Below are 12242 nucleotides of genomic sequence, written 5' to 3'. Positions count from 1 at the left end.
AGGGCGATATCAGGCGGTTGCGCCGACCGGGCTGCCGAAACCGTTGACGCCGAGGGCTTTCCGAAGATCGTCCTCGGCCTCCACGGAGGTGACGAACAGCAACTCGTCCGACCCTTCCAGCGGATCATCGGCCTGCGGCACGATGACCCGGCCGCCGCGCAGAATGGTGACCAGCGCGGCATCGCGCGGCAGCTTCAGCGTGCGAACGGCCTTGCCCGCCAACGGCGTATCGCTGGGCAGCGTGATCTCGACCAGATTGGCCTGACCCTGGCGCAGGGTCATCAGCCGCACCAGATCACCCACCGAGACGGCCTCCTCGACAAGTGAGGCCAGCAGTCGTGGCGTGGAGACGGCGACGTCCACACCCCACGACGAATCGAACAGCCACTCATTGCGTGGATCGTTCACCCGCGCGACCACCCGGCCGACCCCGAACTCGGTCTTGGCGAGCAGGGCGAACACCAGATTCACCTTGTCATCGCCGGTGGCGGCGATGACCACGTCATACGATTCCAGCCCGGCCTCTTCGAGCGTGGCCAGCTCACAGGCATCGGCGTGCGTCCAGACCGCGGTGGGCGCGGCGGTGGGATCGATGTGATCGAGGCGGCGCTCGAGCAGCATCACCTGATGCCCGCCGCGCAATAGCTCCTGGGCGATGGATCGGCCGACGGCGCCGGCGCCCGCAATGGCTACCTTCATGAGTCAGTCCTCGCTAGCGGGGGCGTTACCGGCCAGTGCGACGGCTTCACCGACGGTGCCGGAGGTGGCGGCGATGTAGACGGTGTCATCGGCCTGCAGCAGCGTTTTGGAGTTCGGCAGCACGCCCTGGCCGAAGCGGATCAGGAAGGCCACGCGCGCGCCGATGGTGCTCTCCAGTGAGGTGACCGTGCGGCCGTACCACTCCTCGTGCAGCGGGATCTCGGTCACCGCGACGGTGCCGGTGGGATCTCGCCAGGTGGTGGTGGATTGATCGGCTACCAGCGTGCGCAGGAAGCGATCGGTGGTCCAGGGCACGGTGGCGATGGTCGGAATGCCCAGGCGTTCGTAGACGGCGGCGCGTTTGGCGTCGTAGATGCGCGCGACGACGCGCTCGATGCCGAAGGTCTCGCGGGCCACGCGCGCGGAGATGATGTTCGAGTTGTCGCCGGAGGACACGGCCGCGAACGCCCCTGCGCGTTCGATGCCCGCGCGGGTCAGTACATCCCGGTCGAATCCGACTCCGGTGATGCACAATCCGGGGAAATCACGGCCCAGCCGCAGGAAGGCGCTCGAATTCTGATCGATCACCGCGACCTCGTGGCCGATGCGGACCAGAGCCCGGGCGAGTGAGGACCCCACTCGTCCACACCCCATGATCACTACGTACACCGTGCGAACCCCATTCCCGAAAACCGTGGTGTGCGGTCTGGTTACCGTACCGCCCGAGTTTTTCCCGAGGCACTTTCCCCCTCTCGCCGGTATTCAAACCGGAACCCGGAAAAGCTCACAGTGCGAACGGGCAGAGCTCGCAGTGTTCACGCGCAACACTACGGTCCGTCACCCCAACGTGCCGCGCCGTGGACGCGACCGGCCCCGCACTCCCTTATGCTCACCAAAGTGTCGAAGTTGACGACGGCCGCCAAGCGCATGCTGGTTGGCCGCCCATTCCGTAGTGATTCCCTGGGGCACACCCTGCTGCCCAAGCGAATCGCGCTCCCGGTCTTCGCCTCCGATGCTTTGTCATCGGTGGCATACGCGCCCGAGGAAATCTTCCTGGTGCTGTCGGTGGCCGGGCTTTCCGCCTACACCTACGCGCCCTGGGTGGGTTTGGCGGTCGCGCTGGTGATGGCGGTCGTGGTGGCCAGTTATCGGCAGAATGTGCACGCCTATCCCTCGGGCGGCGGTGATTACGAGGTCGCCACCAAGAACATCGGGCCGACCGCCGGGCTGACCGTCGGCAGTGCGCTGCTGGTGGATTATGTGCTGACCGTCGCGGTGTCGATTTCCTCGGCGGCGTCGAATATCGGTTCCGCGGTGCCGTTCGTCTCCACGCACAAGGTGTTGTTCGCGGTCGCGGCGATTGTGATTCTGACCGCTATCAATCTGCGCGGTGTCCGGGAATCGGGCACCGCGTTCGCGATTCCGACCTATGCGTTCATGATCGGCATGTTCCTCATGCTCATCTGGGGCTTCTTCCGGATCGAGGTGCTCGGCGATCAGGTGCACGCGGAGTCCTACGGATTCGAGCTGAAGGCCGAGGACGAGCATTTGATGGGGCTGGCGTTCGTGTTCCTCATCGCGCGCGCGTTCTCCTCCGGCTGTGCGGCGCTGACCGGTGTGGAGGCCATCAGCAATGGTGTGCCCGCGTTCCGGAAACCGAAGTCGCGCAATGCCGCGACCACGCTGCTGCTGCTGGGCGTCATCGCGGTCTCGCTGTTCATCTCGATGATCGTGCTGGCGCAGAAGGTCGGCATCGTCTACGCGCACAACACCGCGGATCTGATCGGCGCGCCCGCGGGCTACGAGCAGAAGACGCTGGTCGCGCAGTTGGCGGGTGCGGTGTTCCACGGCTTCCCGGCCGGGTTCTACTTCATCACCATCGTCACGGCGCTGATCCTGGTGCTGGCGGCCAATACCGCGTTCAACGGATTCCCGGTGCTGGGATCGATCCTGGCGCAGGATCGGTTCCTGCCGCGCCAGCTGCACACCCGTGGTGATCGCCTGGCGTTCAGCAACGGCATCATCTTCCTGGCGGGTGCGGCCATCGCGTTCGTGGTGCTGTTCGGGGCCGAGGTGACCAAGCTCATCCAGCTGTACATCGTGGGTGTGTTCGTCTCGTTCGTGCTGAGTCAGACCGGCATGCTGCGGCATTGGACGCGGCTGCTGCGCACCGAGACCGATCCGGCGCAGCGCATGCGCATGAAGCGCTCGCGGGTGATCAACGCGGTCGGCCTGACCATGACCGCGACCGTGCTGGTGATCGTGCTGATCACCAAGTTCCTGGCGGGCGCGTGGATCGCGATCGTCACCATGGCGGCGATCTTCGGCATCATGAAACTCATTCGGCGGCACTACGACACGGTGTCGCGGGAATTGGACGAGACCGAATGGGATGGCGTGCTGCCCAGTCGCACGCATTCCATCGTGCTGGTGTCCAAACTGCATCTGCCCACCAAGCGGGCCATCGCCTACGCGCGCGCCACCCGGCCGGACACCATCGAGGCCATCACCGTCAATGTCGATGAGCCCGATACCCGCGCGCTGGTGCGCGAGTGGGAGCGCAGCGATATCTCGGTGCCGCTCAAGGTGATCGAATCGCCGTACCGTGAGATCACCAAGCCGGTGGTGGATTACGTGAAGCGGGTGCGCAAGGATTCCCCGCGCGATGTGGTGACCGTGTTCATTCCCGAATATGTGGTCGGCCACTGGTGGGAACAGTTGCTGCACAACCAGAGTGCGTTGCGGCTCAAGGGCCGCCTGCTGTTCGAGCCCGGTGTCATGGTGACCTCGGTGCCGTGGCAGCTCAGTTCATCGGTCAAGGCCCGTGCGGGTCGTGAGGTCAATGCGCCCGGTTCGGTCCGGCGCGGATTCGGAGACGAGTAGTGAGCCGAGAGGACTGGCGCGGTTCGATTCTGGAGGTCCGGCTGGGCCCGCCCGGTCACGGCGGCTTCTGCGTGGCCCGCCATGAGGGCCGAGTCCTCTTCGTCCGCCATGGTCTACCCGGCGAACTGGTGCGCGCTCAGGTCACCGAGGATCGCGGCGGCTCGTTCTGCCGCGCCGATGCCATCGAGATCCTGGAGCCCTCGGCGGACCGCATCGACCCCACCTGCCCGGTCTCCGGTCCGGGCGGTGCGGGGTGCTGCGATTTCGCACACGCCAGTCCGGAGGGTCAGCGCGCGCTCAAGGCGACCGTGGTCTCCGAGCAGCTGCGCCGACTCGCCGACTGGGAGCCCGACTTCGAGGTCGAGGTGATTCCGGCGCCGGTGTACGGCGCGGCGGCTCGCCTGGATGCGTTCGCGGCCGAACCGGGTGCTCGGCCGGGGACGCTCGGTGCTGTGCGGGGTCTTGCCGCGGGCCGGGTACGCGGGGCGGTGCTCGCCAACGGAGATGACTCCGCACCTGATCGCGCGGGTGCGCTCGGGAGCGGTATCGCCGCCGGTCGTGTGAAAGGCATTGCGGCGGGGCGCGTTCGTGGTCTCGTCGCCGGATCGTCGGATGATCTCGGCGTGGGTGCCGCGATCGGGCGTCCGGGTGTGCTTGCGCCGCAGTCGTATACGGCCGGTTGGCGGTCGCGGGTGCGGTTGGTGGTGGATGCGAACGGTCGCGCCGGGGTGCATCGCTACCGCAGCACGGATGTGATCGCGGATCTGCGGTGTCCGCAACCGATGGCCGGGGCGATGGAGGGCATCGCCGATCGCAAGTGGACGCCGGGCGCGGATCTTGTTGTGGCCGTTGACGGTGACGGGATGCGGCATCTGATCGAGTTGGCTCCGGTGGAGTCCGAGCGCGGTCGGCAGGACCGGGGTCGCGCGGGACACGGTCGCGGTGGGGACCGGCGCGGTGGCCGCTCGGGCGGTGGGCACGGTGGTGATCGCAGTAGTACTGCTGCCCGTCGTGCGGCTGCGAGTGGGCCGCGTGCCGAACGCGTCATCGACGGCAGCGGCCGGACCGTGCAGTATGTGTCCGGTCGCCGGTTCGAGCTGTCCGCCACCGGGTTCTGGCAGCCGCATTACGGTGCCGCGCAACGGTATTCGGATGTGGTGGCGGAATGGGCCGGTGCCGCCTCCGATGCGCTGGCGTGGGATCTGTACAGCGGTGTCGGGGTGTTCGCGGCCCGGCTGGCCGAACAGGTCGGATCGGGTGGCGCGGTGCACGGGGTCGAGTTCGCGCGCACTGCTGTCACCGAAGGTAAAGCGGCGCTGCGGGATCTGCCGTGGGTGGAATTGCGGGCCGAGCGGGTGGAGCGCTGGATCGTCGAACAGCCCGATACCGCACCGGATGTGGTGGTGCTGGATCCGCCGCGCGCGGGTGCGGGTAAAGAGGTCATCGCGGCACTGGCCGAACGCGGCCCGCGCCGGATTGTCCATATCGGTTGCGATCCAGCGGCTTTCGCCCGTGATCTCGGACTGTATCGCGATGCCGGGTACAACCCCGCTGGCCTGCGCGTCTTCGATGCGTTCCCCGGTACCCACCATGTGGAGTGCATCGCCGTCCTGGAGCGCTGACCCGGATCGTATTGCGGCAGAGTCCGTCTCCGGTTGCCCGCCGGAAGCGGGCCGTGCTGTGCCCAGGTTCGGGCATCCGCCAAGATAGCGGTCATGACTACGCTGTCCGACCCGACCCTCGCGTCGGTAGTGGAACTGATCTACGGGGATCAAGCCAAGTTCTACTCCCTCGAGGGTCTGCTCCTGAGCGTCGACCTCAAGCGCCCGGAGTACACCGTGGAGATGTGGGTCAACAGCGATAGTTATTGGGGCCGTTTGGTCACCCCCGTCTACGGCGCGCGCATGGCGGCGCTGGCCGGTAACGCCGACGCCGATCAGGCCCTGTTGAATCTGGTCGAGGTGACCGCGCAGAAATTCCTGCGCGGGGAATCGCTGGAGCGCAAACAACTTCCGCCGTGGCTGAGCACCCTGCGCGCCGCGCTCCTGATCGACGGCTACCAGCTGCGCATCGAAACGGTCGGCGGCACCGCCCCGGACGCCACCGTGCGCTGTCGGCTCAGACCCACGCACCGGCTCCCGGTCGCCCTGGCCGAGGAACTGGCGCTGATCGAGACCGAACTCGAATTGCGCAGTCAGCAAACACCTTTGGAACAGCTACAGCAGGCCAGTCGCGCTTACTCCCGCCGCGATTACACCGCCTGCGAGGAACACCTGAGATCGGCCCTGGACCACCTCACCGCCTACGCCGCGGGCACCCAGGATCTGGACAGCGCCAAGAACGTCCGCCACCTCATCGACACCGCCCGCCTCTCGGTCCGCGAGGGCACCCGCCTACTCCGCGACCTCCGCCTACTCACCTCGATCAACCCGTACCCGCACCGAACCCGAGCCGATGCCACCCGCTTCCGCATCCAGCTCACCGCGACCCGCGCCGCCACCCTGCTCTCGCATATCGAGTTCTGAGAACAGCCGCCGCCCAACGGGCGTGAGCCGGATCAATGCCGAAATCACGGTCCAGGCCAGTATGAACGGGCCGAGCAGATCCGCGAGCACCGCCGGAATGAGCAGCACCGCGCATGCCACGGCCACGCAACCGAACAGCACTGCCACCGGCCACATGTGCGCCTGCCAGGTCAGGCCCGTCAGGAGAGCGGCGATACCCCCGACGATGAGAGCGCTCATCTCCCGGGCGAACTCCGTCGGCCCCGGCTTTTTCCCGGTCACCCGATCAGGCTATGTCATGTGGCGAATTCTGCTCGGGCACAATGCTATTCGATCGCGCTCAGCGTCCTGCCCGGTGTCAGCTCAATTGCCAGGTGACCTTGATCGTGGCGTTGAGTTCGCTTTCGCCGAGTTCCACGGGAATCGGTGGGGCTCCGGCCATATCGCTCTTGGCGGCGGCGAAGGCTATGCGGGGCATGGGAATCGAGGGGCCCGAGGTGTCCTCGGTGATCTCCAGTACCGGGCCGAGGGTGCGGCCGGAGCGGCGCGCGTACTGTTCGGCCTTGTCCAGAGCGTGGTCCCAGGCGGCGTCGCGGGCCAGGGTGAGCAGTGCTTCGGGATCGCTCACGGTCAGTGTCAGGCCGCCGAGCCGTACGTCGTTTCCGCCCGCGTCGACGGCATGCGCGATGATCGCGGCCGGGCCACCGTCGGCGTCGCTCTTCTCGGGTGCGGCGATATCGCGCAGCGTCACCGTCAGCGCGGTACTCGCGACGTAGCCGACGACCTGCTCGCGATTGGCTTCGGTCCACACCGTGTCGGTGCGCACCGAGAGGCCGCTGGTGGAGATGTCCCGCCTGGGCACACCGTCGCCGCGCAGTGCGTCGATGAGGGCGGTGGTGCGCTCCCCGGCGGCCGCGTAGGCGAGTGCGACCGTATCCGCCTTGGTTTCGATCGACATGGTCACGCGCATGAGATCCGGTGTGCCGGTGGCATTTCCGGATCCGTAGATGGTGATGCTGCCGGTGTCGGTTCCGGTGCTGGGCACGGTGTCCTCCTCGATGGCTGTCAGGGCAGTGGCGATGCTACCGACGACGGGTGTTTCCCCAGGTCCGGCGCGCGCGGTCAGACGCCGCCGTGCGCCGCGAGCGCCCGGACGGCGGCGTCGGCCTGGGCGTAGGCGGCGGTCGCGAGCCGTTCCAGCAGTGCGAGTTTCACTTCCGGGGCCTGGCGGGTCAGTTCATCGAATTTGTCCGGCGGCAGCACCGCCAGGCGCACCGTGTTCTCGGCGTAGATGTCATTGCTGAATCGCACTCCGGTGAGGAGGGATATCTCACCGAATGACATTCCGGGGGAGAGGGAGATCAGCCGATGCCGTCGCCCGTCGCGATCCTCGAAGGTGATTCGTACGCGACCGTCGAGAATAAGGAACAGCCCGGCGCGCGGACTGTCCCGGGCGATGATTCGCTCCCCGCGCGCGACGGTGCGGATTTCGAATTCCTTGGCCAGCCGCTGCCTTTCCTCATCGGGCAGATCGGCCAGTGCCGGATGCTGTTCTATCCGCAATGCCGCCGAGGGTGTGCAATCCTCCGGCCGGTATTTGTCGATGATCAGTTGTTCGCACCATTCGGTGGCACTGTCGCGGTCGGCGAACACCCGCCCGCGCGGATCGGCCGGATCCAGGCTCGACTCCATATGCCCGAGTTTGGCGTCCGGATCGACCAGTGCCACACGGCATCCCGCCGCGGCGAGTTCGGCTTGCAGATCGTCGAGCATGCGCACCGCGATCTCCGCCACATCGGCGACCTCGCGCAGATCGAGCACCAGCGCTTCCAGCTCTCCCGACAACGAGGCCGCCTCCACCGCGCGCACCGTGGATTCCGCGCCCGCGAACAGCAGATCGCCGTGCAGTTCGAATATCTGTGCGCGCTCGCCCCATTGGCGCAGTACGTCCAATTCGTCGGCGTCGCGGCGCAATCGCGAGGGCGCTTCGGCGACGGTGTACGCGGTGCGGATCGCGGTGTGCGCGGCCCGGGTCACATGCAGGAAGTGCAGTCCGAGTCGATGCGAGAGCTCCCGGCACGCTTTGACGCCGCGCACGCTGCTGCCGTGCGCGTCCAATCGCGGTGAGTGGACGGCGATCCCGATCTGTCCGGGCAGTACCGCCAGAATGCCGCCGCCCACACCGCTTTTGGCGGGTAGCCCGACGGTGGTCACCCAGTCGCCCGCCGCGTCGTACATGCCGCAGGTGGTCATGACGCTGAGCACTTGCTCGACCAGCGGCCGGGACAGCGCGCGTTCGTGCGTCAAGGGATTGACGCCGTTGTTGGCCAGCGTCGCCGCCATGACGGCGAGATCACGGCAGGTCACATCGATGGAGCACTGCCGGAAGTAGAGGTCCACCGCCTCGTCCGGATCGCCGTCGATGATCCCGGCCCCGCGCAGCAGATAGCCGATGGCGCGATTGCGGTAGCCGGTGCGCGCCTCGGAGGCGTAGACGGCCTCGTTGAGTCGAAGCTCACGACCGGCGAATCGGCTGTAGCTGCGTTGTATCCGAGCGAACCGGTCGGCCGCGTCCCGCCCGTCGACCAGGCCCGCGGACGCGATCGCGCCCGCGTTGATCATCGGATTGCGCGGGCGCTGTGTCTTGGGGTCCAGACTGATTTCGTAGAACGGCTCACCGGTGGGTTCCACGTCGATGCGCTCGGCCACGGCCGCGATGCCGCGATCGGCCAGTGCCAGTGCGTAGGTGAAGGGTTTGGAGATCGACTGAATCGTGAAGCAGGTGTCCAGGTCTCCGCTGCCGTACACCTGGCCGTCGGCCGTAGCCAGGCAGATGCCGAATGAATCCGGTTGCACCGCCGCGAGTTCCGGGATGTAGTCGGCGAGCTCACCGGACATATCAGATCGGCACAATTCGTACACTTCGTCGATGATGCGCGCGACCACGCCGTGCGACACGCGAGCTGGGCCGATAGTGGCCGGAATTGGGGGGACCACTGGGCCACTGTATCCGGGTAATGTGTGTGGAGCCTCACATCTATTGCGGATGTCGCAGGTGGAGTTAAGTTCCTGGCGTTGGGGGCCGGTCGGGTCTCCGTAGACTGTTGCAATCACAGGAGACATCCGGAGGGAGCAATAGCCGTGGGAGTGCTTTCCCGGGTCGACATGCCCGAGGACCTGCGTCGGCTTTCGATACCGGAGCTGCGCGAGTTGGCCGAGGAGATTCGCGAGTTCCTGGTGCGGAAGGTCGCCGTCACCGGCGGGCACCTGGGTCCGAACCTCGGCGTCGTGGAGCTGACCATCGCGCTGCATCGAATCTTCGATTCGCCGGCCGACCCGATCATCTTCGATACCGGGCACCAGGCCTATGTGCACAAGATCCTCACCGGTCGCAAGGACGGGTTCGACGCGCTGCGCAAGGAAGGTGGCCTGTCCGGCTACCCCTGCCGCGCCGAGAGCCCGCACGACTGGGTCGAGTCCTCGCACGCGTCGGCCTCACTGTCCTACGCGGACGGTCTGGCCAAGGCGTTCGGGCTCACCAGGCAGAAGCGCAGTGTGGTCGCGGTCGTCGGCGACGGCGCGCTCACCGGCGGTATGTGCTGGGAGGCGTTGAACAATATCGCCGCCGGGCAGGACCGTTCGGTTGTCGTGGTGGTCAATGACAATGGGCGCTCGTACGCCCCGACCATCGGCGGTCTCGCCGAGCGGTTGGCGGGTCTGCGCATGCAGCCCGCGTACGAGCAGGCCCTGGACGCCACCAAGCGCATCGTGCAGTCCATTCCGCGCGTGGGGGATTCGGCCTATTCGATGTTGCACGCGTTGAAGACCGGCATAAAGGATGCCGTCGCACCGCAGGAGCTGTTCGGCGATCTGGGGCTGAAGTATGTCGGCCCGGTCGACGGGCACGACACCGTCGCTCTGGAGGCGGCGTTCCGGCGCGCCAAGGATTTCGGCGGTCCGGTGGTGGTGCACGTGGTCACGCAGAAGGGTCGCGGTTACAAGCCCGCCGAAGACCATGTGGCCGATCAGATGCACGCCATCAACCGCATCGATCCGGAGACGGGTGAGCCGGTCGGTGGTTCCTCGGGCACCACCTGGACCTCGGTGTTCTCCAAGGAGCTCATCGATCAGGCCGAGCAGCGGGACGACATTGTGGCGATTACCGCCGCCATGCCCGGTCCGACCGGTCTGTCCGCGTTCGGAAAACGCTTCCCGGAGCGCATGTTCGACGTCGGCATCGCCGAACAGCACGCCATGACCTCAGCGGCCGGTATGGCGCTGGGCGGTTTGCATCCGGTGGTGGCCATCTACTCCACCTTCCTGAACCGCGCCTTCGATCAGCTGCTGATGGATGTGGCGCTGCTGAAGCTGCCCGTGACGCTGGTGCTGGATCGCGCCGGTATCACCGGTGACGACGGCGCCTCGCACAACGGCATGTGGGATTTCTCGGTGCTCGGCATCGTGCCCGGTATTCGCGTGGCAGCCCCGCGCGATGCGGCGACGCTGCGCGAGGAATTGGGCGAGGCCGTGCACATCAGCGACGGCCCCACCGCGATTCGTTTCCCGAAGGGCACTGTGTCGGAGGATATTTCCGCCGTCGAGCGCTTCGAGGGCGTGGATGTGCTGCGGCTGCCGCAGGGGGAGGACGCCGGTGCCCAGTCCGCACGCGGTGATGTCCTGCTCGTGGCGGTCGGCGCGTTCGCCGAATTGGCCTTGAAGGTCGCGGATCTGCTGTCGGCCGAAGGGGTTTCGGTCACGGTGGTCGATCCGCGCTGGGTGCTGCCGGTCTCGGACACCGTGGTGAAGCTGGCCGAGAACTACCGGCTGGTGGTCACTTTGGAGGACAGCGGCCTGCACGGCGGTATCGGCAGTACGGTGTCGGCGCGCTTGCGTTCCGCCGGGGTCGATGTCGCCACCCGCGATCTCGGTGTGCCGCAGCACTTCCTGGACCATGCCACGCGTGCGCGGATTCACCACGATCTGGGTCTGACCCCCGGCGATATCGCGCAGCGGGTACACGGCTGGCTGGGTGACAGCGCCGAGGCGGATATCGCGATGTCCGAGGCCGAGGGCGGCAAGGTCAGCGCCACCGCACGGGCGGTCGCGGACTAGCCGGGCTGTTCCCGGACCGAAGCGTTATGAGCTGGGCGGGCGATATCCTCGGATATCGTCCGCTCTCGCCGTGTAGACGGCTTTTCGCATACGCCGCAGCACTTCTCGCGTAGATTCTAGAACCGGTTACAGTTTTCGGTCAGGAGTCGTGCATGTCCGTAGATGGCCCAGCGTCGAGCGAACCCGCTTTCGTGCTGGTGGAGCAGCCGCGCCCGGGGATCGCCCTGGTCACCCTCAATCGCCCGGACCGGATGAATGCCATGGCCTTCGATGTCATGATCCCGCTCCGCGAAACCCTGGAGGCGGTCGCCGCCGACAATGACGTCCGCGTGGTGGTGCTGACGGGTGCGGGCCACGGCTTCTGCTCCGGCGCGGATCTGCAACACGCGGGCCGTGTTCCGGGTGTCGAGGGCCTGACCAAGACCACGGTCGCCCGGCGTTCGATGGAACTGCTCAATAACGTGATGCTCACCATCCGCCGCATGCATCAGCCGGTGATCAGCGCCATCAACGGCGCGGCCATCGGTGGCGGCTTCTGCCTCGCGGTGGGCACGGATATTCGAATCGCCTCGGAGGACGCCTACTTCCGTGCCGCGGGCATCAACAACGGCCTCACCTCGGCCGAACTCGGCATCAGTTACCTGCTGCCCCGCGTGGTCGGCACCACCCGCGCCTTCGAGATCATGCTCACCGGCAGGGACGTGGACGCCGCCGAAGCCGAACGCATCGGCATAGTCTCGCGCGTCGTCCCCGCCGACAAACTCCTCGAAGCCGCCTACGACACCGCCGACCAGATCATCCGCTGGAGCCGAGTGGGCACCGAACTCACCAAACGCATGCTGTGGAGCGGCCTCGAAGCAAGCAGCTTCGAATCCCACATGCAACACGAGGGCACCGCCCAGCTCTACGTCCGCCTCACCACCGAGAACTTCGACGAGGCCATCCGAGCCCGCCGCGACCGCAGGCCACCGGTCTTCGAAGACTGACCGCTCCCGGGACCGACCCGCGTCATCCCGGCATGCTTTTTGCCGGGATCCACCGCGA

General features: G+C 66.7%; 10 protein-coding genes. 5 read left to right on the top strand and 5 right to left on the bottom strand.

All coding sequences use genetic code 11. The annotated features are described in order from the left end of the window. Positions 1–9 precede the first annotated feature (9 nt). Positions 10–699 (bottom strand): potassium channel family protein, encoded by a 690-nt coding sequence (locus tag ACFVUS_RS10180; RefSeq protein WP_375954014.1) that lies wholly within the window; start codon positions 697–699, stop codon positions 10–12. 3 nt (positions 700–702) lie between these two features. Beyond that, on the bottom strand, positions 703–1368 hold the full coding sequence (locus ACFVUS_RS10175; RefSeq protein WP_364631713.1) for a TrkA family potassium uptake protein: 666 nt from the start codon (positions 1366–1368) through the stop codon (positions 703–705). A 228-nt stretch (positions 1369–1596) separates the two neighbouring features. Between ACFVUS_RS10175 and ACFVUS_RS10170 the strand changes: the two genes are divergently transcribed. From ACFVUS_RS10170 to ACFVUS_RS10160, 3 genes are all read left to right on the top strand, one after another. After that, positions 1597–3582, top strand: coding sequence for an APC family permease (locus tag ACFVUS_RS10170; protein WP_364631716.1), 1986 nt, complete (start codon positions 1597–1599; stop codon positions 3580–3582). Beyond that, positions 3582–5204 (top strand): class I SAM-dependent RNA methyltransferase, encoded by a 1623-nt coding sequence (locus tag ACFVUS_RS10165; protein ID WP_387763437.1) that lies wholly within the window; start codon positions 3582–3584, stop codon positions 5202–5204. Before ACFVUS_RS10170 ends, ACFVUS_RS10165 begins: the two co-directional genes overlap by 1 nt. Positions 5205–5297: 93 nt before the next feature. Beyond that, entirely contained in the window at positions 5298–6107 is an 810-nt protein-coding gene (locus tag ACFVUS_RS10160; RefSeq protein ID WP_387763434.1) for a hypothetical protein, read from the top strand. On the opposite strand, the gene ACFVUS_RS10155 is transcribed toward ACFVUS_RS10160, so the two are convergent. The 3 genes from ACFVUS_RS10155 to glsA form a co-directional block, all read right to left on the bottom strand. Further along, positions 5994–6368: a hypothetical protein gene (locus ACFVUS_RS10155; protein ID WP_387763431.1), complete on the bottom strand. Its 375-nt coding sequence runs from the start codon at positions 6366–6368 to the stop codon at positions 5994–5996. The two genes, ACFVUS_RS10160 and ACFVUS_RS10155, sit on opposite strands and share 114 nt — an antisense overlap. A 76-nt stretch (positions 6369–6444) precedes the next feature. Beyond that, the gene (locus ACFVUS_RS10150; protein ID WP_387763428.1) at positions 6445–7131 is read right to left on the bottom strand and encodes an SIMPL domain-containing protein; all 687 of its coding nucleotides are present in this window, start codon (positions 7129–7131) and stop codon (positions 6445–6447) included. A gap of 77 nt (positions 7132–7208) precedes the next feature. Beyond that, positions 7209–9083: a glutaminase A gene (glsA, locus tag ACFVUS_RS10145; protein WP_387763425.1), complete on the bottom strand. Its 1875-nt coding sequence runs from the start codon at positions 9081–9083 to the stop codon at positions 7209–7211. Positions 9084–9227: 144 nt separating this feature from the next. On the opposite strand from glsA, the gene dxs reads away from it, so the two are divergent. Further along, positions 9228–11198 carry a 1-deoxy-D-xylulose-5-phosphate synthase gene (dxs, locus tag ACFVUS_RS10140; RefSeq protein ID WP_387763422.1) on the top strand — a complete coding sequence of 657 codons (1971 nt, stop codon included), beginning with the start codon at positions 9228–9230 and terminating at the stop codon, positions 11196–11198. Positions 11199–11350: 152 nt separating this feature from the next. Beyond that, complete coding sequence (locus ACFVUS_RS10135) at positions 11351–12184, top strand: enoyl-CoA hydratase (RefSeq protein ID WP_387763419.1); 834 nt, start codon at positions 11351–11353, stop codon at positions 12182–12184. Positions 12185–12242 lie beyond the last annotated feature (58 nt).

Origin of the sequence: Nocardia sp. NPDC058058 (genome assembly GCF_042885355.1) — a bacterium.
Lineage (GTDB): Bacteria > Actinomycetota > Actinomycetes > Mycobacteriales > Mycobacteriaceae > Nocardia.
Note: the sequence above shows the minus strand (reverse complement) of the source record. Positions and strands in the feature narration are given on the sequence as shown.